The following is a 24,596-nucleotide window of genomic DNA, read 5'->3' on the forward strand; positions in this document are numbered from 1 at the left end:
TGCGGAAGGTCAACTCACGTTATCTGAACGCGTAGGTGTACGACAGGATCAAGCGATTTTCGTCCAAGTCCCCCAGGGCATCCGAGCGCACCATCGCGTTGCGCCAGCGCACCCCGACGTTTTTCAGCGGTCCGCTCTGGACGACGTAGCTCACGTCCAGATCACGCTCCCACTCCTGGCCGCTGCTACCCGCCACATCGAAGCCGTCACCTTGCAGATAGCGCGCGAGAAAGGTCAGGCCCGGCACGCCGTACGCAGCCATGTCCACGTCATAGCGAGCTTGCCAGGAGCGTTCGTCGGCGCGGGTAAAATCCAGGATCTGCACCACGTTTGCGACGTTTGGGTCAGCGTCTTGCAGGTAAGGAAACGGTGAACGTCCGCGGTTATCCTGAAAGCCGAGACGCCAGGTATGGGCACCTAGTTTGGCCGACAACAGCACCGAAACCAGGCCGTTATCGATCTCGCCGGCCCGTTGGGCGCCGGCGTCAGCAGAATCGAAATACCCAAGATTGCCGCCAAGCTTCCAGCGGCCCAGCGTGTGAGTTGCCACCAAACCGTAGTAATTCTGCTGGTAGACGTCCTCCAGCTCCGCCCGCCAGACAGATGCCGTCAGTTGGGGACCAAAGGCGTAGGAAGCACCGGCATAATCGAAACGATCACTGCTGGCAGTGAAGTTGCCCGCTCTCAAGTCATCGTCATTGGCGCTAGCGTTGCGATAGTTGACGCTGCGAAATTGCCCGACATCAATCATCAGATTGTCCACGTCAGTCGACGTCAGGGCGACACCGTTAAATAATGGTGGCAACAGGCGCGCATCGCTGGACAGCAGCACGGGGGATTTGGGCATCAAGCCCCCCGCCCTGAGCTCGGTTTTTGACACTTTGGCCTTGAACACACCCGAGAGGTCGCTGTACTCGTCCGGCCCGGCATTGCCAAACGCGTTAGGCAGCAGCCCGGTTCCCGCCCGGGCAGCGGATGAATCCAGTTTCAACCCGAGCGCCGCGTACAGGTCAACACCAAAACCGACCGGACCTTCGGTATAGCCGGATTTAACATTGAACATGAAACCATGCGCCCACTCCTCGCGTTTGGACTGTGGTGCATTGTCTTGGCGAAAATCACGGTTGAAGTAGAAGTTTCGCAAACCGAGCGTGGTACTGCTGTCGGCAAGGAAGTCGGCCTGGGCGATGCCAGGAAGGGCCAGCATGGGTGCAACGCAGGTGAACGCGCACGCATGCGCCAAGGGATGCTTCTGCATGAAAAGTGGTTCCCGCTCATTGTTTTTATTGGTCGCCAGGGCGTAGGTCGTCCGGGCGATGCAAGCATGGGCAGCCCCCTTGCGCTTGGGTATTGGGATTTGGTTAATCGGCACTTGCGCTGAGGAAAACACCCCACGCCAGGCATCATTGGTTAAGCAGCGCGAAACGCAGTCTTTCGCTAAACGAAATTGTCTGGGCGGCCAACCAGCGCCATGCTCAATCGACCTAGCCGCACACGCCCATAACAAAAGGTACCAGCGTGATGAAAGACGCATTGATCGTGTCGCCCCTCAGGACGCCTATCGGCAAATTTGGCGGCGCTCTCGCCTCACTGACTGCCGACCACCTGGCGGCGACCGTTATTCGAACGCTGGTGGAGCGGTTGAATATCGCCCCTGACACGCTGGATGAAGTCATCGTTTCCCAGTCTTATGCCAACAGCGAAGCTCCTTGCATGGGCCGTTACGCCGCTCTGCTGGCCGACTTGCCGATAGAAGTGCCCGGCTATACGGTCGATCGTCGTTGTGGTTCCGGTCTGCAAGCCATGGCCGATGCCGCGATGCGCATCCAGACCGGCCATGCCGAGGCCGTCATGGTCATTGGCGTCGAGAGCATGAGTAACATCGAGTACTACAGCAACGACATGCGCTGGGGTGCGCGCGCCGGCAGTGTGAAACTGCATGACCGCCTGGAACGAGGCCGCGAGCGTTCACAGCCCGAGACCCGTTTCGGGCGCATTTCGGGCATGCCGGAGACCGCTGAGAACCTGGCTCAGGATTTCCACATTTCGCGTGACGAAGCGGATCGCTTCGCCGTGCGCAGCCACTTGAATGCAGCAGCGGCATGGCGCGAAGGACGTTTTGCCGACGAGGTCATCGACGTGGACGTACCGCGCAAACGTGGCGCTAGCGAACGGGTGAGCATTGACGAAGGCATCCGCGCTGACGCCGACCTGGACACCATGGCTGGCCTGCGCACTCTGTTGCCGGACGGGATCTGCACGGCCGGCAACTCGAGCCAGCAAAATGATGCCGCTGCAGGTTGCCTGGTGGTCTCTCGCGAATACGCAACACGCCACGCCTTGCAACCAATCGCCAGATGGGTGGATTGGTCTTCGGCAGGTTGTGAACCGGCACGCATGGGTATAGGCCCGGTGCCCGCAGTGGCCAAACTGCTGCAACGCACGGGCCTGAGCCTGGCCGACATGGACCTGATCGAGGTAAACGAAGCCTTTGCCGCGCAGGCGCTGGCGGTCTTGCGCGCCTGGGACATGCAGGATATCGAGCGGGTCAATGTCAACGGTTCAGGTATTTCCTTAGGCCACCCGATTGGCGCAACCGGTTTGCGCATCATGACCACCCTGCTCCATGAAATGCGTCGCCGTGACGTGCGATACGGTCTGGAAACCATGTGCATCGGCGGCGGCCAGGGTATGGCCGCGATCTTCGAGCGCGTCTGAACGAGGCATGAACATGAAGTGGCTGAAGGCAAATGATCAAGTGCTAAGGTACGAACTGAGCCCAACGACGGGCCCGGTGCTGGTATTGATTCATGAAATGGGCGGCGCCGTGGAAAGTTGGGATCAGGTCTGCGGCCTTCTCAAGGGTAAATTCCAGACCCTGCGCTACGACGTGCGCGGCTCGGGACTTTCGCAAAAGATCGTTGGTGAAGTCGATCTCGACGCGCACGTTGACGATCTGGCTGCGCTGCTGGATGCGTTACAGATTCAAGGGCCAGTGGCCCTGGCCGGGGTCGCTGTAGGCGCTGCCATTGCCATTCGTTTTGCAGCCCTCCACCCGCTGCGAGTCAGCCACCTGATCGGCATGGCGCCGGCCTGCGGCGTGGCGCCCGCGGCCCGGGAAGCCACATTGGAACGCGCCCAGGCGATTCGCTTGCAAGGTTTGAACACACTGATCCCGGCGCTTCTGGACAAGACCTGGCCCGAACCCTTGCGCACCGACGCTGGCGAATTCGAACGGTTCAGCTTGCGCTGGCTAAGCGCTGACCCGCACAGCTTTGCCGCTATCTTCTCCATGCTTGCGCGCATGGAACTCGAGAGCGATTTACCGCGCTTGCCGCTCCAGACACTGCTGGTTGCCGGTGAATACGACAGCCTGCGCCCCCCTGCAGAAATCCACCGGCTCGCCGCTTTCGCCAGCCATATCGAAGCGCTACAGGTTGCCTCAGGCCACTTTATGCCGGTACAGAGTCCGCGTTGGGTCAGTGCACTGCTCGATCATTACATTCTTGAGGGCCGTACTGGCGCCGAGATTTACCAGGTATTCATGGCCCAGCCGGAACATCGGGTTGCCACCAGCGGACACGCTGCCTGACTGAGCCTTATACGAGAAAAGGAAAAACACCCCATGATGCAGTCACGCATGATCGGCGATATCAAAGTCACGCGAATCCTCGAATACGCAGGGCCGACCCATGATCCGGCTTTTCTGTTCCCCTCGATCGATCGCAGCGTACTTGAAGAGCACAGCGAATTGATGGCCCCGAATCACTGGGTGCCACACATGAATAAATTGATCGTTACCATCCAGTTCTGGGTGGTTCACGCGGGCAACAACATCATCGTGGTCGACACGGGCGTCGGCAACTTCAAGCCCCGTGCCGGCATTGCCCGGATGAACATGCTCAATACCCTGGTCCGCGAATGGATGACCGCTGCCGGTGCGGCGCCGGAAAAAGTCACCCATGTCGTCATGACGCACTTGCACGCCGACCACGTGGGCTGGAATACCAGCTGGCAAGACGGCCGCTGGGTGCCGACATTCCCTAACGCCAAGTACTACATTCCCAAGGAAGACTTCTTGTTCTGCAAGGAAGGCAAGAACAAGGCGTCGGACGTCATCGACGTCTTCGGCGATGCATTTTTTGACAGTGTCATGCCCATCATCGATGAAGGGCTTGGCGTGATGATGGAGGCACCGCAGGAAATTGCCGATTGCCTGGTGGTCGAGCCAGCGCCAGGACACAGCCCGGGACAAGTGGTTTTCCGCGTTCGTTCTGGCGGCGAGGAAGGCGTGTTCTGCGGCGACATCCTGCACAGCCCGATTCAAATCGTCAGGCCAGACGTCAACTCCGGTTACTGCATCTGGGAAGACACCGCACGCACGACACGCATGGAGTTTCTCAACCGCGCCGCTGATCGGGAAGCGCTGATCATGCCAGTGCATTTTGGCGAACCTCACTGCGGGTATGTGCGCCGCCAGGGCAACGGTTTTCTGTTCGAGCCGGCGCAGTGGTAAATCCGCCGGGAACACGGCGCCGTTCATCCGTGGACAGACGATGGCTGCTGCCACTACCTTGGGTCACCCCTGACCGAGAAGTAGAGCACTGATGGCGACTCATTTTGATATCACTGATTTCCGCTTGTTCATCAACATCGCGGAAACCAGCAGCCTGACGCGCGGTGCCGAGCGTTCCTTTCTATCGGTACCGGCGACCAGCAACCGCATCAAGAACCTGGAGGACAACCTGGGCATGCGCCTGCTCGAACGCTCACCGCAAGGAGTGACGCTGACGAACGCGGGCAAAACCTATCTGCAACATGCGCGACTGATCCTCGCGCAACTTGCGTTGCTCACTGGGGACCTCCAGGAATATGCCATTGGCTTGAAGGGACAGTTGCGGTTGCTGGCCAATACCACGGCGATTACTGAATATTTGCCACCAGTCGTTGGCGAGTATCTGAAGACTCACCCGGACGTGCACATCGACATGCGCGAGCGCCTTAGCGACGATATCGTGCGCAGCATTCGCGATGGCGCCGCGGATCTCGGAATCGTCTCTGGCAGCGTGGTCACCGAAGGTCTGCAAAGCGTGCCGCTGGTCTCCAGTCGCCTGATGGTCATTGCCCCGCTTGGGCATCCGATACTGACCAACAGCGAAGTGTTTTTCAAAGAGGCGTTGCAATACGCGTTTGTCTCACTGCTCGAAGGCAGTGCTATCCACGTCTTCCTGAGCCGAGCCGCCGCCGCACTGCACACGCCGTTGACGATTCGCGTACAAGTCGCGAGTTCTGATGCGATTTTCCGAATGGTCGAGGCAGGTGCTGGCATTGCCATCGTGCCCCAGGCTGGATTTACCCGGCTCAAGGGTCAGCAGAACATCGGTTCATGCGCCCTGCTCGACCCTTGGGCAATCCGCACGTTCCAGCTCTGTGCTCAGGATTTTGACGGGCTTTCATCTTTCGCCCGGGATTTTGCCAACAGCCTGATCGAATGGTGCCACGCCTCCGAAGCCGCAGCCCCCGGAAGCTGATCCACGACTGACACGCCGCAGTCGAGCAAACGATACCGATGCTCAAAGCGCCTGTGCGAAGCGGGCCCGCAGCCTGTCGGCGGCTGACGGCCGCTTGAAATTTACAATATTGAGGAACGCCAGATGTTCCATCACCGCTGGAAACATCGTCCCGAAGGATCGAACTGGGGGGATTTTGGCCCCGACGACCAGAAGGGTCGCCTCAACCTGCTGACCGCGGACAAGGTTCTACAGGGCATCGCCGAGGTCCAAGAAGGCCTGGCTTTCTGCTTGAGTCTGCCGCTGGACTACCCGGGCGGCAACGCCATGAACGTCAACCGCCGGCCACCGATTTTACGCCCGTTGCTGCGTAAAGGCGGGGTCAACATGAACTATCAGTATGACCGCATCCAGGCCGGGCGCCCCGATGTATTGAGCGACGACCTGGCCATTCTGCATTTGCAGTATTCCACTCAATGGGACGCCCTCTCGCACGTTGGCGCGCTGTTCGACGCGGACGGCGACGGCGTGCCTGAACCGCTGTATTACAACGGATACGCAGCGGGTATCGATGTCGTTGGCCCAAGTGAACTTGCCGATTGTGGCGTCGAGGGGCCGATTGCTCCGCACAGCACCTCATGTGCCCACGCCCTGGGCATCGAACGCATGGCCGAAACTTGCGTGCAAGGCCGCGGAGTGATGATTGACCTGCACCATCACTACGGTGACGCGCGTGTCCATATCGGCTACGACGAGTTGATGCACGTGCTTGACGCCGACCAAGTGCAAGTCGAACCCGGCGATATCGTCTGCCTGCACACCGGTTACGCCGAAGCGCTGCTCGGGATGAACAAGAACCCGGATCCCCAGGCCCTGGAGGCACTCGGAGCCGTGTTGGACGGTAATGACCAGCGCCTCCTGCAATGGATCACTGACAGTGGATTGGTCGCTATCGCTGCGGACAATTACTCGGTGGAAATATTCCCCAACGGGCAAGGCGATGGCTGCTGTTCGGTCATGCCGCTGCACCACCACTGTTTGTTCAAACTGGGCATTCATCTGGGCGAACTGTGGCACCTCACGCCCTTGGCCAAATGGTTGCGCGCCCACCAGCGCTATCGTTTTCTGCTGACCGCCCCGCCCTTGCGCCTGCCGGGCGCCGTTGGTTCGCCGTTGAATCCTGTTGCCACCGTCTAGAACCCCTCAAAGGAGTACAAGCATGTCCAGAGAACGCGTATTGATTACTGGCGGCGCGTCAGGTATTGGCGCGGCGATTGCGCAGCGTTGCATCGAAGACGGTTTCGAACCGGTGGTGATCGACCGTATCGGCGATGGCCTGATCGCTGACCTCAGCAACGTTGAAGCCACCGCACAGGCATTGGAACAAGCGCTTCGCGGCGGTCCCATCACCCGGCTGGTCAACAACGTCGGCAGGGTGTGTCCCAACAACGCGCAAGAGCAGAGTCTTGAGGAGTTGGAGCAGGTCTGGGCGCTCAACCTGCGTTGTTCGTTGCAGTGCATGCAAGCGCTGTTGCCCGGCATGAAAGAGGCCGGTTTCGGGCGCATCCTCAACATGTCGTCACGCGCGGCCTTGGGCAAGGAACTGCGCAGTGCCTACGCCGCTACCAAGGCAGGATTGTTGGGCATGACCCGCGTCTGGTCGCTGGAGCTGGGCCGCTTTGGCATCACGGCCAACGCGATCGGCCCCGGGCCGATCCGCACCGAACTGTTTGAGCGGGCCAATCCGCCAGACAGCCCGTGCACGCAAGCCATCATTGATTCAGTGCCAGTTCAGCGCCTGGGTTTACCGGAGGATATTGCCCAGGCTGCCGCGTTCTTTCTGGACGCCCGCAGCGGCTTCGTCACCGGTCAGGTGCTGTATGTCTGTGGCGGCATGACAGTCGGCGTGGCGGGTGTCTGAGTGAAGGTCGGGCGGCTGTTAACCACCGGTTAATCAAGCCTTCCGAACACCGAAATTGTGGCTGGCGGCCGGGTTGGGCAAGCTGATCCAACCAGGAAGTCGAAGCGTCTTGGCCACGCACCCGGCGCTTCGTCTGCCTGTACCCGTCTCTATCCCGACTCTGGCGGTAACGGCGCAAGATTCACAACAAGGACTCCATCCATGATCGACAAGCTTTCCACCAGCGTCCAGGCGGCTTTGGCTGATATTCCCGACGGAGCCACCATCGCGGTGGGCGGTTTCGGCGGCGCAGGTATGCCCGACGACCTGATTGACGCGCTGATTGAACAGGGCGCTTGCAACCTGACGCTCGTCAGCAATAACGCAGGCCAGGGCGATACCGGGCTTGCGGCACTGCTCAAGGCCGGACGCGTTCGCCGCATTCTCTGCTCCTACCCGAGGATGACCGGCTCGCACGTTTTCGAAACGCTATACCGGGCGGGAAACATCGAACTGGAGATAGTGCCTCAAGGCAATCTGGCAGAACGCTTGCGCGCTGCCGGCGTGGGTGTCGGCGCGTTTTTTACCCCTACCGGCTTTGGCACGTTGCTGGCCGAAGGTAAAGAGACCCGCACCATTGAGGGTCGCGATTACGTACTCGAGTATCCCATTCACGTCGATTACGCCTTGATCAAGGCCGAGGCTGGCGACCGCTGGGGAAACCTGGTGTACCGAAAGACGGCACGCAACTTCGGCCCGGTGATGGCCATGGCGGCGAAAAACACCATTGCCTCCATTGAGCGCTTCTGCGAGCTGGGAGAGCTGGACCCCGAGACCATCGTTACGCCAGGCATCTTCGTCAAGCACCTGGTGTTGCGTCGCGACCAGGCCGCCGTAGCGACGGCACCTATAAATCTAGCGGGATGATTGGTATGGACAAGAATGTACGTAATGCCATGGCGCAACGCGTCGCCCGAGACATCACCGAAGGCTCTTATGTCAACCTCGGTATTGGCCTGCCGACTCTGGTTGCCAACCACCTGCCGCTGGATAAAGACTTCTTCCTGCACAGTGAAAACGGCGTCATGGGCCGCTGGCAAGCGGCCGCACCCGGGGAAGAAGATTGGGACATGATCAACGCCGGCAAAGAACCGATCGAACTGGCTCCTGGCGGCGCTTTTTTCCACCATGCGGACTCCTTCGGCATGATGCGCGGCGGTCACCTGGACGTGTGCGTATTGGGTGCATTCCAAGTGTCTGCCAGCGGTGACCTGGCCAACTGGCACACCGGCGCACCGGATGCGATTCCCGCGGTGGGTGGCGCCATGGACCTGGCGATCGGCGCCAAGCGCGTCTACGTCATGATGGAACACCTGGGCAAGGACGGTCGCAGCAAGTTGTTGCCGGCGTGCACTTACCCATTGACCGGGCTCGGTTGCGTCAGTCGTATCTACACCGAACTGGCGACCCTGGACATCACCGCGACCGGCGTAAAAGTACGTGAGTTGATCGGCGGCATCACCCCGCTGGCCCTGCAGGACGTAACCGAAGTGCCGCTGGACTTCAGTGCGCTGAACGCGCATGAAGTCGCGTCGACTGCGCAGCCGTCGATGGACCATCGCCCACTCGCGACGCTGACGCCATGAACAGTGGGCGTCGTTGGGACCAGCGCGATCTCACCGAGTTGCTGACCCTGGAACCGGCAGGCCAACACAATTGGCACAGCTATGCCTGCGACATCAATGCCAATGGCCGGGTCTACGGCGGTCAGTTGCTGGGGCAAGCGCTGTGGGCCGCAGCGCAAACGGCGCCGGGGCGTAGCCCGAGCATGTTGCAGATGACCTTTCTGCAGGGCGCCCGCCCAGATGACACCATCGAATACAGCGTCGAAGCGCTGCAAGACGGCCGACGCCTGTCCACCCGCCATGTCTATGGCGTGCAAGGCACCGGGGTGGTCCTCAGCGCCAACGCCAGCTTTCAGGCGGCACAGTCCGAGCCTGGCGAGCCGCACCGGTTGCAAATGCAAATGCCTGCACCGGAAGGCCTGCCGACGCTGGCCGAACTGGCCGAGCAGTACGCCTCGGACAGCGCAGCCGTGCAGCTTGGTTTCAGCGGCCGGCCTTTGCTCGATATCCGCTTGATTCATCAGGATGCTTTCGAGCAGCCCGCCGCCCGCCGCGACATCGCTTACTGGGTGCGCTTGACCCAACCGCTCACGGCCGAAGGCTGCCTGCATCATACGGCGCTGGCCTACCTGTCCGACGGTTGGCTGAATGCCAGCCTGGCGCCCGCGCATGGGATGCTCGATCTCTGGCAAAACCATTACGTCAGCAACCTCAACCACACGCTGTGGTTTCACAGCTTGGAGATCAACGTCAATGAGTGGTTGCTGTTCGTCAACGATGCCGTGCGCAGCCTGTCAGGTAGAGGGCTTAACATGACCCATATCTATCGGCAAGACGGCCGCCTGGTCGCCAGCATGGCCCAAGATTTGTTGATTTCTCCACGCGATGCCTAAGCATTAGCCAGGTTGGAAGGCCGGGTTTTGCAAAGGCAAATGGGCGCCATCCGCTAACTGTTGCATGCTGGATCACGGCCTCGCAGCCCAAGTACTTTCAATAAGAAGCCCAATAACAATAAAGGACAGCGAAATGTTCGAATGGTACAAAACCGGCTCCTCGCAAGAACGTAAAACGTTCTGGGCATGTTTTTCCGGGTGGGCGCTGGATACCTATGACGCCCAGATGTTCAGCTTCCTGCTACCGACGCTCATGGCGGTCTGGCAGATATCTAAAGGCGAGGCCGGCATCCTTGGCACCGCCGCTTTGCTTTCGGCAGCCCTGGGCGGTTGGGTCGCCGGTATCCTCAGCGACCGTTACGGTCGGGTGCGGATCCTGATCTTCACCATCTGCTGGTTCACGCTGTTCGGCGTGCTGGCCGGTTTTACCCAGTCCTTTGAACAAATGCTTGTAGTGCGGACCCTGCAAGGTTTGGGCTTCGGCGGCGAGTGGGCCGTGGGTGCCGCGCTGATGGCCGAGGTGGTCCGTCCTCAGCATCGCGGCAAGGCGATGGGCTTCGTGCAAAGCGGGTTCTCGGTGGGCTGGGCCATGTCTGCGGTGGTGATGACCGCCCTGCTCGCTTACCTGCCTGCGGAAATGGCATGGCGTGTGGCATTTTGGGTGGGAATCATTCCGGCCGCGTTCGTGCTGTTTATCCGCCGTCACGTCAAGGACCCGGAAATTTTCAAGGAAGCCAAGGCTGCCAACAAAGAAAAAGCCTCGATCTTTTCCGCGTTCCGCCCTTCCGTGATCCGCCTGACCCTGCTGGGCGCACTGTTGGTGACGGGTCTGCAGGCCGCCGCCTATACCATCATGGCGTGGCTGCCGACCTTGATGGTGCAGGTCCGCGGGCTGAAGCCGGGGCCGGTCGTCATCACCATGCTGATCATGTGTGCTGGTGCATTCGCAGGCTTCGTGCTCACCGCGTACCTCTCCGATCGCTACGGTCGGCGACCGGCGCTGCTGCTGTTCTGCCTGGGCGCGTGGATCTTCACCGTGATCTACATGCTGGTGCCGATGAGCCCAACCGTGCTGATGCTGATGAGCTTTCCGGTAGGCGCCTTCGCAACAGGTATCTTCGCGGTTGTCGGCCCCTTCCTGAGTGAGCTGTTCCCGACCCACATCCGCACCACGTGCATGGGCTTTTCCTACAACCTCGGTAAGTCCCTGGGTGCGCTGTCCATCGCTGGGGTGGGGGTCTTGTCCGAGCGTTTCGGCTTGGCTGAGGCAATCGGAGGCTTTTGCCTGGTGGCCTACGCCCTGGCAATCATCGCCGTATTGCTGCTCCCGGAGACGCGCGGCGTACGACTGGAAGATGTCGATGCAAACCTGGACGCCAATGCGGACGATCGTACGTCCAGGGTTGCCGACCATCCACTGACCAATAGCAAAATCTGAGCGGAGCAAAACCAATGCTTTATCACGTAAAAATGGACGTCAACATACCGCGCGATATCCCTGTCGATACCATCGATGCGATCAAGCTCGCCGAGAAAAAACGCGCCACCGAACTTCAGGAGTCAGGTAAATGGCCGCACCTGTGGCGGATCGTCGGCCAGTACTCGAACATCAGCATCCTCGACGTGGAAAATAATGACGAGCTGCATGCGCTGCTGTCGAGCCTGCCGCTGTTCCCGTACATGACCATCCAGGTCACGCCGCTGGCTAAACATCCGTCCTCAATCGTCTAACGACCGCGGCGGCACTGCCGCCGCCGTTCCCCTCCTCCGTCGAGCCTCGGCTGGCCAAACGGCAGCCGCGGCTGGCTGTTGCCGAGATCGCCTGATGCCACACCTCTTGCACCTCGAATCGCTGGACCTCGCTGGCCTCGTTCAACCGGGTGACACCGTCATGTGGGGCCAAGCCAACGCAGAGCCTCTGCCGTTGACCCAGGCATTGATGGCCCAGCGACATAAGATAGGCAGATTCCGGGTGATGCTGGGCATTGCCAACACTTCCACCTGCAAACCAGAGCACGCGGACCGCGTAGATTTCATCTCCTATTGCGGCGCAGGCGCCAATCGCGAACTGGCGGACGCCGGGTTATTGCAGGTACTGCCCAGCCACTACTCCGAGCTGCCCGAGCTGATCACCAGCGGTGCCTTGCGCATCGATGTGTTGATGCTGCAACTGGCGCCTGCCAACGCCGAGGGCCGCTACAGCCTGAGCATTGCCAGCGAGTACTTGTTGCCAGCACTCGACAGCGCGCGCTTGGTCATCGCAGAAATCAATGCCCAGGCACCCTGGACCTACGCTGATAGGACCCTGACTGACGACGACCTGGATGCCATTGTGTTTTCCGACCGGGCGCCCATGGAGAACGCAGTCAGCCCTATCCGCGAAAGCGCTCGCCAGATCGCCAACCACATCGCCGGGCTGGTCGAAGATGGTGCCACTCTGCAAATGGGCATCGGCGCCATACCCGATGCCGTTTTGAGTGCGCTGGCTGAGCACCGCCATTTAGGCGTGCATTCGGGCAGCCTTGGCGATGGCGTCGCAAGGCTGATGCAGAGCGGGGCTATCACCAATCAACGCAAGCCGATCGACCGCGGCATCAGCGTCGGTGGCATTCTCATGGGCAGCAGCCTGTTGCACCGTTACGCGCACAACAACCCGTCCCTGCAACTGCGCTCGACGCGCTATACCCACGATGCGCACGTCCTGGCGAGTCTCGACAAACTGGTGGCGATCAACTCAGCGGTCGAGGTTGACCTGACTGGCCAGGTGAATTCGGAGTGTGCCGCGGGCAGTTACATCGGGGCCGTCGGCGGGCTGATCGACTTTATCCGCGGTGCGCGCGCTTCAAGAGGCGGCCTACCGATAATCGCCCTGCCCTCCACCGCAGGTGCACAAAGCAGAATCGTGACCAAGTTGAGCGGCCCCGTCACCGTTGCCCGCAGCGATGCGGTGATTGTCGTCACCGAGCATGGCGTAGCCGATTTACGCGGTTTGACGCTTGATCAGCGCACCCGCAAATTGTTGCAGATCGCTCATCCCGACCACCGGACTGCGCTGCAAAACTCGGCGCATTGACTATTCAGTATCTTTGCAGTGCTCCAGCGTATGTTGAGCTTGGGTCGTGTCAGCCTCGGTGATCAGGGGTCAGGCGTCAGCTTTGAACTTGCTTACCCGCATCGCCGAGAACGAAAACCTCGACCCGATGCTGACTTTCTATGGCCAGCGCCTTCTGGCACTTCGGCAACCGGTGCAGTTGCGGGAAGTGAGAGTCAGCAGGCAAATCCAGCGCAGTGCATTGGAAGCTGCCGCCGGGGTGAACACCCTCAACAAACGTGAGAGAGCACTATTGCGCCTGCTCGCCCAGGCACTCCCGAACCAAAGATCGCCCGGGCCTTGGTGCTGTCCTATGAAACCGTGAAATGGTATCTGCGACACGACCGGCGGCGGCACCGTGCATGACGTTAAGCGGCCTAGTGTGCTGTTCTCAAAATAATTCACTCATTAGCCTGTGACCAGTGCCTCCCGGGCGCGTTGAATTTTGTTCAGGATGTCTTCACCTTTTGCGTTCCAGACATACCGAGTCGGTTGCGCATTGCGCAGGGCCAGGAAGGTGGTAATCGAGGTCTCCAGCTCGCGCACTGAACTGAAGTTGCCATCACGCAAATACACCGTAATGTCCCGAAAAAAGCGTTCAACCATGTCATCCACGAGCTGGACGTCGGGGTGAAATGCATATGAAAGCGTTTATGTTTTCCCAGCCACGCCCTCACTTTGGGATGCTTTGTGGGTCAGTTTTCAATCAGCGCCAACAGTGAGGATTCCACTGAGAGCCAGTCGTATTGTAGGGGTAAAAACGATTAGAAATAAAAAGGGGTCGCGAGATAAAATCTCGCAACCCCTTGAATTATATGGTCGGGACGGAGTGATTCGAACACTCGACCCCTAGCACCCCATCTCCTTTTTCATACTTCTAGAAAGACTCCAAAATTTCACTCTGGATTTTTCTAAGCTAGTATTTACTTGAGCTCCAGCGGTGTTCTGCTCTACGAGAGTCCAGTAACGTCCATCAAGAGCCGACGTTTTTGTGGGGGTAAAAGTAGGGGGAGTCCGTTTCATGGCCAAAATTACCATCAAAGAACTCGAGTCGCTGACCGCCAATGATGCCGGCCGCATCCTCAGGGAGGATGGCAATCTCGCCGGTCGAATCTCAGTCCGTAAGGACGGTGTGTCGGTCAGCTTTTTCTATCGGTATCGCTGGGGCGACCAGAACAAAGAGTACGCCTGCGGAACCTGGCCGCGCAAATCCCTGACGGACATCCGTAAAGCACGCAACCAGGCACGTGCGCTCATCGATGAGCAGATCAATCCCAACGAGCAAAAGAAAACCGCCAAGGCACAAGCATACGCCGCTGCTAACGTAGAGGCTGAACTAGTAAAAACGACGAAGGTGAAAACGCTGACCGTCCAGGATCTGGCCAAGGCGTGGCTGTTAGATGGCGTCGCGCGTAAAGACGGCAATGCCGAGTTGCAACGACGCTTTAATAAGGACCTTTACCCAGCACTCGGCAAGACGTCAGTCAGTAGTGTGTCCGAGCATGATGTTCGGGCGCTGATCCGGGCCGTGGTCAACCGCGGCGCTCACCGGCAAGCCATCAGCTTCTTCGCCGACCTCAATCAAATGTTCAGTTGGGCCAGAAAGCGCCAACCTTGGCGGGCGTTACTGGTTGAGGGCGATCCGACTGAACTGGTCGACATCTCCCCATTGATCCCTGCCGACTACGAAGCGGAAAGAAGCCGCATCCTTTCCCCAGCTGAGCTGTTGGAATTGCACAACCGCTTCCAGCAAATGACCGCCGATTACAACGCCCTCCCCGCCGGCCAAAAGTACGAGGGTATTCGTCCATTAAAGAAGGAGACTCAACTCGCGCTTTGGATCAGCCTGGGAACGCTGTGCCGGATTGGCGAGTTACTGCAGGCCGAATGGAAAAATGTCGATCTGGAGCGGCAGACCTGTTTCCTCCCGAGCGAAAACGTCAAAGGCTCCCGCGGCAAGAAACAGGACCACCATGTCTTCCTCTCCCCCTTCGCCTTGCATTTCTTTCAGGAGCTCAAGACCCTGACGGGAGACTCCCAGTGGTGCTTTCCGAACAAGCTGGATGATGGGCATGTGGACGTGAAAGTGGTGAGCAAACAGGTCGGCGATCGCCAGGCCCGGTTCAAAAACCGCAAGGCCCTCTCCAGACGGCGTCATGACGATACCCTGGTGCTGGCCGATGGCCAAATCGGCGACTGGACGCCGCATGACCTGCGCCGTACCGGCGCCACCATGATGCAGGCCTTAGGTGTCAGCCTGGACGTTATCGATCGTTGCCAAAATCATGTGCTGGCCGGCTCGCGGGTAAGACGCCATTACCTGCATCACGACTATGCCGAAGAGAAGAAGCGCGCTTGGGACCTGTTGGGCGATCGGCTCAGTGCCGTGCTGTCCTCGAACTACGAGCACACGCCAAACGAGTCGATGTTGTCTTTTCCAGCGTATGCGGCGACAGAGATGCGGCCACCCTCATAGAATTGCTGCACAAAGAGTTGTCTAAAATTTAACATCCTCGACAACCCGCGTTCGACGTGATTTGCGATGAGCAAAGGTGACCGATTGCATGTACAGATTCGCGGAGGTCAATACCTACGTTTCTTCGTAAAGCATCTTCCTTGATCGCCGAAAGTACCTGCACCGATAGTTAGTCCGCCGAGGGTGTATTTCCATCTACCGGGCGAGCGTCTAAAGCAGGCATCGGATCCGTTTGAACGCCGGTTACGATGGAAGCCCACGCAGCATATGCATTCTTGTGTCGAGCCACCGCTTCATCCCATTGGCTTCCCGAAACCTTGCTTGAAACCACTAGCATCATAAGATGGTTGGTAGTTGCATCGAGATCGAGCAAAAGATGGTGGGCGGTGAAGCGAAAATCATCAATCGAAGGCATGACGTCACACTTATATTTTGGTGAGCGGGCGGGATCGTTCCCGCACCACATGACATCAGTGTGACAGTACTGAGCATTTCATTGCGAACGGTCGGACAGTCGGTTACGGGAAATTGAGTTCCAAGCCGAATTTTTCGAACTGTCTATTTTGGCGATTTACTGCTCTCTCCACCCTTCAAGGTTGATCGCTATTTCGAGGACGCTGATTTACGAATCGCCGGACCACCAGCACCAGCACCAGCAGCCAACTGCCGAGCTCGACCGACACCCCAAGCCAGAACTCTGGTCATCGATTCGCCAGGGTGTGAGTCAACCGCCATTTCATGCAAAGCCATGCCATCGGGCGCATAAATACCGATGAACATCTGCGTTTCGCCGGCGCGCGAAAGCCTAACTTGTACGTCGATGTGAGTCCCATCATTAAGAGTTTCATCATGTGTTCTACAGTGGAGCTCTGGGTCTGCCCACTCCCAGAAGATGTCGCCTCGAAGTCTCATAGAGCCCTCCCGCCCGTTCCCTATGATGGTCAGTAGTGTCCAAAACTAGACCCCTACAAGCGAAGTGCAACCTCGTCGAAACAGTATCGGACAACTGGTAGAAAACAGCTGTACACGCTCCAATTTTTTGTACAACTTCCAACTGCTATAGCCGCAACAACGAACCCCATCACAATCACCATCGGAGTTGTGACTGAGTCCAATCCATAAACTCGCCAGGCTCAGGATCCTGACTCAACTGGCTCGGCGCAAAGCCTCGACTAGCTCAGCCTTACGCATAGTTGAGCGTCCAGCGATTTGCTGTTTTCGCGCTCGGCTCATTAATTCCGTCTTGCTCATGTCCTCGAGTTGCTGACCAGCTCTAGCCACGCCTTGTCGGCTAACTGCCGCTCGACGGCCTGACGATTTACGAGCCTTTGTCTTTGCCGCTTCGCTGGTTTTCTGCCCCGAGCCTCCCTTACGCTCACCGCCACCTGATTGTTTGTTCACGGTAGCCCAGGCACGGCTCTCTGCCTCGTTTTTGGAAACACCCTTGGCCTCATAGCTGTCTTCAATGTGTTCGGCCTTACGTTTCTGTTTGTCTGTGTATTTGTCTTTATCACCGCGCGGCATGATCAAATCCTCTTAGTTAACAGTGACATTCACCTACTAAGGTAGAAGCGCCGGTTTAACCATCAGTTCGTCTAGGTCGACCAGTGGTTTATCTGATTGATCTCGAGACCAATTACTCCCTTCGCTAATTTTCACGTCCAACGCCGGGCACGACCCGGTAACCGGCGTGCCTCAAGAGTTCGTTCCTTTCGTCAGGGTCATCTTAATTAAATAAACCTTTCGTATTTCCAAGACCTCCATTGCTAGACAACTGAACTGAAAACCAATGGCGAGGTGGATGATGAAAGCAGTCGTATTTCATGACGTGGGTGACATCCGGCTGGACGATGTGGCCGATCCCGTAATTCAGGAACCAACAGATGCCGTTGTGAGAATTACGGCAGCAGCCATCTGCGGGACGGATCTGCATTTCATTCGGGGCACCGTCCCCGACATGCAGCCTGGAACGATATTGGGGCATGAAGGTGTCGGGATCATCGAGGCACTGGGTGATGACGTACGGAACCTTAAGGTGGGTGATCGGGTAATCATTCCCTCGACCATTGCTTGCGGTAACTGTTCCTATTGCCGGGCCGGTTATTTCTCGCAGTGCGATGTCGTCAATCCTCACGGCAAACAGGCCGGCACCTCGTTTTTCGGCGGTCCCAAAGGCACAGGACCGTTCCACGGTCTGCAAGCCGAGAAAGCTCGTATTCCCTACGCCCATATCGGCTTGATCAAGATTCCGCAGGCCATTACCGATGACCAGGCCATTGCCATGTCGGATATTTTCCCTACCGCCTGGTTTGGCGCGCAGATGGCCGAAATCCGGGATGGCGATAGTGTCGCAGTGTTCGGCTGCGGCCCCGTTGGCCTATTTACCATTGTCAGTGCGAAATTGATGGGTGCCGGCCGCGTGTTTGCTATTGACGGCTTGGCGGACCGACTTGAGCGCGCCCGCGAACTGGGCGCCGAGTGCATAAATTTCGAAAAGGAAGAACCGGTTCAAACGCTGCACCGCCTCACGGACGGTATAGGTGTGGACCGTGCCGTTGATGCCGTAGGCATCGACGCCAACCATGCGCACCAGGCGCATTCACAATCCCAATGGCAACCGGGCGATGCACCGGCTCAGGCGTTGCAATGGGCCATCGAAGGGTTGGCTAAGGCCGGCACCCTATCGATCATCGGCGTGTATCCACCAGGCTTCGACACCTTCCCCATCGGTGCGGCGATGAACAAGAACCTGACCATGAACATGGGCAACTGCCACCATCGCAAGTACATTCCCAAGTTGATCGAAATGACCTTGGCTGGTCGTGTAGACCCGGCAAAAATACTCACCCAGAAAGAGCCGCTGACTGACGCCATTGAAGCCTTCAAGTCGTTTGATAAACGTGAGAGCGGCTGGATCAAAGTCAAACTGATGCCCCAACGTTAATGAGGTTGTTCCTGGGTCGATAGCTGTCAGGGAACCCTCGACAGCTATCGCCTTGGCCTGGAAAAAAACTACAAAGTTGAAGCGATCAAAAAACAAGTTTTTTATCTGCCTGGCATCCGATAAAACCATCGATTTTTTAAACAGATATTCTTTGATACCGGCTTGCAACGTAGCGGTCACAATTTTTACCGGAGGGTGAAACCCGCCCGAAAATATATGACTAGGTTCAGCTTCCTGCCGCACAGCGTATGAGCAGGAGCTAACAAACAGGACCGCACCCATGCATTCTCAATACACCAATGCCCAACTCCTTGCGTGTCGCTGCCTGGCGATGGAGCAGAATAAAAAGCTGTTTGATGAGGCCAATGCCATCAGCCGCTCCGCATTCGAACTGCTCGAGCAACCGGATCTGGACAGCGAGCAATTCCAACGCTATCTCCAACTCAGAAGGAAAGCTGAAACCCTGTTTTGCGAGGCCTTGGATCATCTGACCTTATTGAATGAAAACTTCCCGCCGCTTCCTGTTCAGAAGCTGATGGAGGCTTGCGACAGCGCACTTCACCAAGAGGAAAACAGATGATGGACGATTCGCAACGAGCATGGGAATTGGCGATGGCGCTAATTGCGAGCGGAAAAATCGCCTTCGACCCCGCTAATCCGCAAGGATCTGTAAAGTGCCTTTTCACCCATTTAAACGTTTTGAAAGAGGCACTGGAAGCCCAGACAGCGCCAACGACAGTCACCTCTTCGTTTGACAGTGAAAAAGATCAGGTGCTGTAGTGTCGTTAAAGGCCGGTTGCAGCGATGGCCCCTTCCACTGCCTCGGCATAACGTCTGGTGGCTTTGATGACTAGCTGCTTTCGTTCGGTCCTGTCAATGAAACCCTCTCGAAAGTAAATCTCTGCCAAACGAAGCAATTCTTCGTACTGCTCTTGTGCGTTCATATGCCTTTCGGGCTTTTCCATCAGCTTGTGCCAGCTTGCAAGCGCTTGAGCTTTTCTGTCCTCGTACATGGCGATACCTCCACCGTCGTGTAACGGTTGAGGCCTGTGAGCGAGCGGTTGTTCATCTGAAACGATGTATGGTCCATGCCAAATGCGGGGGACCGATACAAATCTCGAACTCGCATCTTTCTCTTGCCTCCAATGCATACGCTCACGGCGAAAGGGTTACCGGTCAGTCAGATGTGGAGATCTGGCCGACAGCACGCCATTTCGAGCAGGGCCGCTGCCCGTTGCGTAGCTCACCGCCTCGTGTGTTGTTGGTCCCTGGCTCGTCACGCAACGACGGGACCTGCCCAAAGGAGCTTTCCAAGAGCCGGCGTCTGGCGGGCCTTGCGTAAGGTGAACTGAAAGCAGCGGGTATTCATACCGACCTGCTCGATCTCAGCCTGCTGACGTCCGAGTACGGTCAACGCATTTTCCCTTGCAAAGGGTGCGTTTCTACTGCCATGCCCTTATGCCATTGGCCATGCTGCTGTTATCCCAATCATTCGCTCGACCAGGTGGGTGATGTCATGAACGTCATTTATCCGCGATGGGTCGGCGCCGATGGGATCATGCTGATCACGCCGGTCTACTGGTATCAGGCGCCCAGTCCGTTGAAGTTGATGATCGATCGACTAGTCCGCGCCGACGGCGGCAATCCCGCTCCCACAACCACTCAAGGCAAGGACGCTGCCATGGCGAAACAATTGGAGCTTGATGGCTGGTCCTATCCAAAGCACTCGAAGGACGAGTTTACGGTGTGGTGGTTCATGGTGACGTGGCAGGTACCGAAGGTGTGCGCCGAGCCTTATGCGACTGGATGGGATTTGTGGACGCCGGGAAAATGGCTTGCCTGGATCGCTATATCGGCTACTACCATCCCTACGCTACCAGCCATGACGAACCGAGCTGGAATTGCATGAGGAAGTACGAAACGTGGCGCGGGCAGTGGTCAATGCGGGGAAAGAACGGCGTACGGGCAATCTGTCCCTACCTGATGCCACATTACGCGCGCCGCGACAGAAATAACGAAAACGGGTGAAAGCCGTTCTTCGATTCATTGGAACCCTCTTGTCTCGTTGTTTTCCATCATACAAACAGCAAAAGGGAGAGTTCACCAGGATTGCCCTGGCGAATGGTTTGTAATCGAAGGGCGTTCTTACGGTTGAACACAGCGAACCTTATGGAAAACCTTATCGAAGTCCTACAGGAAACAGCGGAGCCGCTACCTGATGTTGCCAGCGAAAGCTTTGCAACAATGTTCGACCGTTATGGCGATGCACAGGTGGTACTGATTGGCGAAGCCAGCCATGGCACGCGCGAGTTTTACCAAGCGCGCGCAGCGATAACACGACACCTGGTCAAGCACCATTGTAGTGGTCTAATGAAACCGGACACCCATTTAGGCGAGAATGCTCGCCAGATCGAGGTGTCAGATGACCAAACAACGCCGCTCCTTTACTCCTGAATTCAAACGCGAGGCTGCCGACCTCGTGCTCAAACAAAACTACAGCTACATCGAAGCCAGCCGTTCACTCGGCATTGGTGAGTCGGCATTGCGCCGCTGGGTTGACCAGATTCAGAAAGAACATAAAGGCATCACCCCGCAGAGCAAGGCTCTGACTCCGGAACAGCAAAAAATTCAGGAGCTGGAAGCCCGGATTGCTCGGCTTGAGCGAGAGAAATCAATACTAAAAAAGGCTACCGCGCTCTTGATGTCGGAAGGTCACGAGCGTTCGCGCTGATTGACCAGTTGAGTGCACATGAGCCGGTTGATTGGCTGTGCAAGGTGTTTGACGTCACGCGCTCGTGTTACTACGCCCAGCGCCTGCGGCGGCGCACGCCCGATGTTGAACGGCTTCGATTGCGAAGTCGCGTCAGTGAGCTGTTCTCGCAAAGTCGCAGCTCTGCGGGCAGTCGCAGCATCCTGTCGCTGATGCGTGAAGACGGTGAGCAACTCGGTCGATTCAAAGTGCGTAGCTTGATGCGCGAGCTTGATTTAGTCAGCAAACAACCCGGCTCCCATGCCTACAAACGAGCAACAGTAGAAAGACTGGATATCCCGAACACATTGAACCGCGAGTTCGACGTGCCAGCGCCCAATCAAGTCTGGTGCGGCGATATCACCTACATATGGGCGCAAGGAAAGTGGCATTACTTGGCTGTCGTCCTGGATCTTTGTACGCGTCGGATCGTGGGCTGGGCGCTGTCGGAAAAGCCAGACGCTGAGCTGGTGATCAAAGCGCTGGATATGGCTTACGAGCAGCGTGGCAGGCCTTCGGATCTGCTATTCCACTCGGACCAGGGATCGCAATATGCAAGCCGACTCTTTCGCCAGCGGTTGTGGCGATACCGCATGCGCCAGAGCATGAGCCGACGAGGAAACTGCTGGGATAACGCACCGATGGAGCGCGTATTTCGCAGCTTGAAAACAGAATGGATACCGACCGTGGGCTATCGAACTGCGCAGGAAGCACAGCGCGATATTAGCCATTTTTTGATGCATCGCTACAACTGGATTAGGCCTCATCAATTCAACGATGGGTTGGCCCCAGCGCGGGCCGAGGAAAAACTTAACGTCGTGTCCGGGATTAGTTGACCACTACACAGTGAGGCTTTGCAAGAGGCGCCATGATCAACCTGTATCGCTTCGGCGCCCTCCAACCGGCAAATTGCTCGCCCGTTCTTGGTTATGACGAAACTGTGCCCCTGGGCCACCAGCGCAATAAGGCGTCGGAGTCGCCGGCGAGCCTGGCTACAGCTGACGGTTGTCAACATAACTGAGGCACCTCTTGTATGGGGTTCTAGGGCGTAGCGTCATGCAGCCCTCACGTGCAGTGCATCGCGTCGCACCTATAATCGAAACCGTTAGGCAAAGTCGCTCCAGCGTCCCCCTAAACGAAAAGCCGAAAATCAGCACCTGCCCGGTCATTTAGCTGACGCCGCGTAAGCGGGTCTCGATGAAACTTTCGTTTTTTCTCAACACTCGACTGGCGGTGGTTGATCGACCATAGCAACACCGACCCGTCGGATTGTAAGCGGCTGGGGAAGTCACCTTCCGAACTCCAGCATTAAGGGCGATGGTGTCCGCGTATTTCTAAGCGGACACGATCGCCCTTAACGTCAGGATTTCCATGCGCCAACGAAGCTCTTACCCGAAACCCTTCAAGGCCCAGGTTGTTCAGGAATGCCTGCAACCGGGCGCAACCCTATCCAGCGTCGCCATCAGCCACGGCATCAACGCCAACGTGATCCGCAAGTGGCTACCGCTTTACCGAGATCAGCCGCCAGCGGCGTTGCCGGCTTTCGTTCCGTTGAGAGCTACACCCAAACGGCAGGCAGAAGGGTCGGCGATTATTGAGCTGCCATTTGGCGAGCAATCGATGTCAGTGAAATGGCCAACGTCTGATCCTAAAGGCTGTGCCCGCTTTGTCCGTGGACTCACGCAATGATTCGCATCGACGCCATCTGGCTTGCCACCGAGCCCATGGAGATGCGTGCCGGCACTGAAACTGCGCTGGCCAGGGTGATCGCGGTGTTCGGTGCGGCGAAGCCGCACTGCGCTTATCTGTTTGCCAACCGCCGCGCCACTCGTATGAAAGTGCTGGTGCATGACGGGTTTGGAGTCTGGCTGGCTGCTCGCCGATTGAACCAAGGAAAGTTTCACTGGCCCGGCATTCGACAAGGCTGCGAGATAGAGCTGGATACCGAGCAACTTCAAGCGTTGGTGCTCGGCCTACCTTGGCAGCGTGTTGGGGCTGGCGGTGTAATCACACTGCTTTAAAAAGCTGTAATTAGCTCCTTGGCCTACTGCCGCAAACGACCTGCTTTGGTAAAATCCAGGGCATGACTTCCTCGCCCAATCTCGATCAGATGAGCCCCGACCAACTGCGTGCCTTCGCGGCGCAGTTGCTGTCCCAGGTTGATTCGCTCGGACAGCAAGTCGACAGTATGGGCAAGAAGAACGACCGCGACCAAACCATCATCGAGCAACTCACCCACGAAATCACTTGGTTCAAACGTAACAAGTTTGCTAAGCGCAGTGAGCAATTAAGCCCTGCTCAAGGCAGCCTGCTCGATGACCTGCTCGACACAGACATCGCGGCCATTGAAGCCGAGCTGAAGGCGTTGAATCCGCCGGCTGCGCCGGCCGAGCCACGCAAGCAGCCCAGGCGTGTTCCATTGCCTGCGCAGTTTCCGCGTACCGTGATTTATCACGAACCAGACAACACCCAAGGTCCCTGCGGATGCCAGCTCCAGCGGATCGGCGAAGACGTCAGCGAAAAGCTCGATTACACGCCGGGCGTGTTCACCGTGGAGCAGCATGTGCGCGGGAAATGGGTCTGCCGCGAGTGTGAAACGCTGACTCAGGCACCGGTTCCGGCCCAGGTAATCGACAAGGGCATACCGACCGCAGGGCTGCTGGCGCACATGATGGTGGCAAAATTCGCCGACCATTTACCCCTGTATCGCCAAGAGAAAATCTTTGGCCGCGCCGGCCTAGCTATCGCCCGCTCGACACTGGCGCAATGGGTCGGCCAAACCGACGTGCAACTCCAGCCCTTGGTCGACGCGCTGCGTGAAACGGTACTTGCCCAAGGCGTGATTCACGCAGACGAAACCCCAGTGCAGATGCTCGCGCCGGGCGAAAAGAAAAACCATCGTGCTTATGTCTGGGCCTACTGCACCACGCCGTTTTCGGCACTTAAAGCAGTGGTTTACGACTTCAGCCCGAGCCGTGCGGGTGAGCATGCACGCAACTTCCTTGGGCAATGGAACGGCAAGCTGGTTTGCGATGATTTCGCCGGCTACAAAGCAAGCTTTCAGCAAGGCATCACCGAAATCGGCTGCATGGCCCATGCCCGCCGCAAGTTCTTCGATCTGCATGCGACGAACAAAAGCCAACTGGCCGAACAGGCGCTGCACGCGATTGGCGGGTTGTATGAAATCGAACGGCAAGCGCGGGAAATGACCGACGAGGATCGCTGGCGAATACGTCAGGAAAAAGCGGCGCCCCTTATCGACGCACTGCATACCTGGATGCTGGCCCAGCGCGACCTTGTGCCCGAAGGCTCGGCTATCGCCAAAGCTCTGGATTACAGCCTCAAGCGCTGGGGCGCACTGGCTCGATATATCGAGGACGGTGCTGTGCCCATGGATAATAATCCAGT

At 57.7% G+C, this 24,596-nt stretch carries 28 protein-coding genes and 1 pseudogene; 23 read left to right on the top strand and 6 right to left on the bottom strand.

Annotation, left to right across the window (positions count from 1 at the left end):
* Positions 1-19 precede the first annotated feature (19 nt).
* On the bottom strand, positions 20-1,258 hold the full coding sequence (locus tag A7K61_RS04635; protein ID WP_069557045.1) for an OprD family porin: 1,239 nt from the start codon (positions 1,256-1,258) through the stop codon (positions 20-22).
* A 263-nt stretch (positions 1,259-1,521) separates the two neighbouring features.
* Here A7K61_RS04635 and A7K61_RS04640 point away from each other — a divergent pair, with 263 nt between their 5' ends.
* The 13 genes from A7K61_RS04640 (at position 1,522) to A7K61_RS04700 (ending at position 13,344) form a co-directional block, all read left to right on the top strand.
* Positions 1,522-2,718, top strand: coding sequence for an acetyl-CoA C-acetyltransferase (locus A7K61_RS04640; protein WP_069557046.1), 1,197 nt, complete (start codon positions 1,522-1,524; stop codon positions 2,716-2,718).
* A gap of 13 nt (positions 2,719-2,731) precedes the next feature.
* On the top strand, positions 2,732-3,592 hold the full coding sequence (locus A7K61_RS04645; RefSeq protein WP_069557047.1) for an alpha/beta fold hydrolase: 861 nt from the start codon (positions 2,732-2,734) through the stop codon (positions 3,590-3,592).
* Positions 3,593-3,625: 33 nt separating this feature from the next.
* Positions 3,626-4,516, top strand: coding sequence for an MBL fold metallo-hydrolase (locus A7K61_RS04650; RefSeq protein ID WP_044275676.1), 891 nt, complete (start codon positions 3,626-3,628; stop codon positions 4,514-4,516).
* A gap of 91 nt (positions 4,517-4,607) precedes the next feature.
* The gene (locus A7K61_RS04655; protein ID WP_044275675.1) at positions 4,608-5,531 is read left to right on the top strand and encodes a LysR substrate-binding domain-containing protein; all 924 of its coding nucleotides are present in this window, start codon (positions 4,608-4,610) and stop codon (positions 5,529-5,531) included.
* Positions 5,532-5,654: 123 nt separating this feature from the next.
* Positions 5,655-6,707, top strand: coding sequence for a cyclase family protein (locus tag A7K61_RS04660; protein ID WP_069557048.1), 1,053 nt, complete (start codon positions 5,655-5,657; stop codon positions 6,705-6,707).
* A gap of 22 nt (positions 6,708-6,729) precedes the next feature.
* The gene (locus tag A7K61_RS04665) at positions 6,730-7,431 is read left to right on the top strand and encodes an SDR family oxidoreductase (RefSeq protein WP_044275673.1); all 702 of its coding nucleotides are present in this window, start codon (positions 6,730-6,732) and stop codon (positions 7,429-7,431) included.
* A 201-nt stretch (positions 7,432-7,632) separates the two neighbouring features.
* The gene (locus A7K61_RS04670) at positions 7,633-8,337 is read left to right on the top strand and encodes a 3-oxoacid CoA-transferase subunit A (protein ID WP_044275672.1); all 705 of its coding nucleotides are present in this window, start codon (positions 7,633-7,635) and stop codon (positions 8,335-8,337) included.
* Positions 8,334-9,056, top strand: a complete 723-nt coding sequence (locus A7K61_RS04675) for a 3-oxoacid CoA-transferase subunit B (protein ID WP_371914716.1) — start codon at positions 8,334-8,336, stop codon at positions 9,054-9,056. The genes A7K61_RS04670 and A7K61_RS04675 overlap by 4 nt, the downstream gene beginning before the upstream one ends.
* On the top strand, positions 9,053-9,928 hold the full coding sequence (locus A7K61_RS04680) for an acyl-CoA thioesterase II (RefSeq protein WP_069557049.1): 876 nt from the start codon (positions 9,053-9,055) through the stop codon (positions 9,926-9,928). The genes A7K61_RS04675 and A7K61_RS04680 overlap by 4 nt, the downstream gene beginning before the upstream one ends.
* 133 nt (positions 9,929-10,061) lie before the next feature.
* Positions 10,062-11,366: an MFS transporter gene (locus A7K61_RS04685; RefSeq protein ID WP_069557050.1), complete on the top strand. Its 1,305-nt coding sequence runs from the start codon at positions 10,062-10,064 to the stop codon at positions 11,364-11,366.
* Between the two features lie 14 nt (positions 11,367-11,380).
* Positions 11,381-11,659, top strand: coding sequence for a muconolactone Delta-isomerase (gene catC, locus A7K61_RS04690; protein WP_044275668.1), 279 nt, complete (start codon positions 11,381-11,383; stop codon positions 11,657-11,659).
* 94 nt (positions 11,660-11,753) lie between these two features.
* Positions 11,754-13,001 (top strand): acetyl-CoA hydrolase/transferase family protein, encoded by a 1,248-nt coding sequence (locus A7K61_RS04695; RefSeq protein WP_044275667.1) that lies wholly within the window; start codon positions 11,754-11,756, stop codon positions 12,999-13,001.
* A gap of 82 nt (positions 13,002-13,083) precedes the next feature.
* Complete coding sequence (locus A7K61_RS04700) at positions 13,084-13,344, top strand: hypothetical protein (RefSeq protein ID WP_069557051.1); 261 nt, start codon at positions 13,084-13,086, stop codon at positions 13,342-13,344.
* 83 nt (positions 13,345-13,427) lie between these two features.
* Here the strand turns inward: A7K61_RS04700 and A7K61_RS30925 are convergent.
* Positions 13,428-13,708: pseudogene (locus A7K61_RS30925) on the bottom strand (IS630 family transposase); the annotation flags it as partial.
* Positions 13,709-14,040: 332 nt separating this feature from the next.
* Between A7K61_RS30925 and A7K61_RS04710 the strand changes: the two are divergent.
* Complete coding sequence (locus A7K61_RS04710) at positions 14,041-15,495, top strand: site-specific integrase (protein ID WP_069557052.1); 1,455 nt, start codon at positions 14,041-14,043, stop codon at positions 15,493-15,495.
* Between the two features lie 169 nt (positions 15,496-15,664).
* Here A7K61_RS04710 and A7K61_RS30930 read toward each other — a convergent pair whose 3' ends face one another.
* From A7K61_RS30930 to A7K61_RS04715, 3 genes are all read right to left on the bottom strand, one after another.
* Positions 15,665-15,910 carry a hypothetical protein gene (locus A7K61_RS30930; protein WP_139129457.1) on the bottom strand — a complete coding sequence of 82 codons (246 nt, stop codon included), beginning with the start codon at positions 15,908-15,910 and terminating at the stop codon, positions 15,665-15,667.
* A 188-nt stretch (positions 15,911-16,098) separates the two neighbouring features.
* Complete coding sequence (locus A7K61_RS33505; RefSeq protein WP_083263046.1) at positions 16,099-16,407, bottom strand: hypothetical protein; 309 nt, start codon at positions 16,405-16,407, stop codon at positions 16,099-16,101.
* Positions 16,408-16,641: 234 nt separating this feature from the next.
* Positions 16,642-17,019: a Rho termination factor N-terminal domain-containing protein gene (locus A7K61_RS04715; protein ID WP_069557053.1), complete on the bottom strand. Its 378-nt coding sequence runs from the start codon at positions 17,017-17,019 to the stop codon at positions 16,642-16,644.
* 280 nt (positions 17,020-17,299) lie between these two features.
* Between A7K61_RS04715 and A7K61_RS04720 the strand changes: the two genes are divergently transcribed.
* From A7K61_RS04720 to A7K61_RS04730, 3 genes are all read left to right on the top strand, one after another.
* Positions 17,300-18,439: a zinc-dependent alcohol dehydrogenase gene (locus tag A7K61_RS04720; RefSeq protein WP_069557067.1), complete on the top strand. Its 1,140-nt coding sequence runs from the start codon at positions 17,300-17,302 to the stop codon at positions 18,437-18,439.
* Between the two features lie 280 nt (positions 18,440-18,719).
* Complete coding sequence (locus A7K61_RS04725) at positions 18,720-19,019, top strand: hypothetical protein (protein WP_069557054.1); 300 nt, start codon at positions 18,720-18,722, stop codon at positions 19,017-19,019.
* The gene (locus A7K61_RS04730; protein ID WP_069557055.1) at positions 19,016-19,219 is read left to right on the top strand and encodes a hypothetical protein; all 204 of its coding nucleotides are present in this window, start codon (positions 19,016-19,018) and stop codon (positions 19,217-19,219) included. Before A7K61_RS04725 ends, A7K61_RS04730 begins: the two co-directional genes overlap by 4 nt.
* A gap of 5 nt (positions 19,220-19,224) precedes the next feature.
* Here A7K61_RS04730 and A7K61_RS04735 read toward each other — a convergent pair whose 3' ends face one another.
* Positions 19,225-19,452, bottom strand: a complete 228-nt coding sequence (locus A7K61_RS04735) for a hypothetical protein (RefSeq protein ID WP_069557056.1) — start codon at positions 19,450-19,452, stop codon at positions 19,225-19,227.
* A 380-nt stretch (positions 19,453-19,832) separates the two neighbouring features.
* On the opposite strand from A7K61_RS04735, the gene A7K61_RS33315 reads away from it, so the two are divergent.
* The 6 genes from A7K61_RS33315 to A7K61_RS04765 all read left to right on the top strand — a co-directional run.
* Entirely contained in the window at positions 19,833-20,348 is a 516-nt protein-coding gene (locus tag A7K61_RS33315) for a flavodoxin family protein (RefSeq protein ID WP_256557702.1), read from the top strand.
* A 260-nt stretch (positions 20,349-20,608) separates the two neighbouring features.
* On the top strand, positions 20,609-20,893 hold the full coding sequence (locus A7K61_RS33280) for a hypothetical protein (protein WP_177343898.1): 285 nt from the start codon (positions 20,609-20,611) through the stop codon (positions 20,891-20,893).
* Positions 20,862-22,024 (top strand): IS3 family transposase gene (locus A7K61_RS30950; RefSeq protein WP_139129458.1). Its coding sequence is split into 2 segments (ribosomal slippage): positions 20,862-21,117 and positions 21,117-22,024, totalling 1,164 coding nucleotides; the frame shifts between segments, so codons are not numbered across the junction. The genes A7K61_RS33280 and A7K61_RS30950 overlap by 32 nt, the downstream gene beginning before the upstream one ends.
* Positions 22,025-22,559: 535 nt before the next feature.
* Positions 22,560-22,877 carry a transposase gene (locus A7K61_RS30960; protein ID WP_083263048.1) on the top strand — a complete coding sequence of 106 codons (318 nt, stop codon included), beginning with the start codon at positions 22,560-22,562 and terminating at the stop codon, positions 22,875-22,877.
* The gene (gene tnpB, locus A7K61_RS33510; RefSeq protein WP_069557060.1) at positions 22,874-23,209 is read left to right on the top strand and encodes an IS66 family insertion sequence element accessory protein TnpB; all 336 of its coding nucleotides are present in this window, start codon (positions 22,874-22,876) and stop codon (positions 23,207-23,209) included. The genes A7K61_RS30960 and tnpB overlap by 4 nt, the downstream gene beginning before the upstream one ends.
* A 62-nt stretch (positions 23,210-23,271) precedes the next feature.
* On the top strand, positions 23,272-24,596 hold a 1,325-nt coding region (locus A7K61_RS04765), incomplete at its 3' end, for an IS66 family transposase (RefSeq protein ID WP_069557068.1).

Origin of the sequence: Pseudomonas sp. AP42, assembly GCF_001728935.1 — a bacterium.
GTDB classification, from domain to species: Bacteria; Pseudomonadota; Gammaproteobacteria; order Pseudomonadales; family Pseudomonadaceae; genus Aquipseudomonas; species Aquipseudomonas lactis.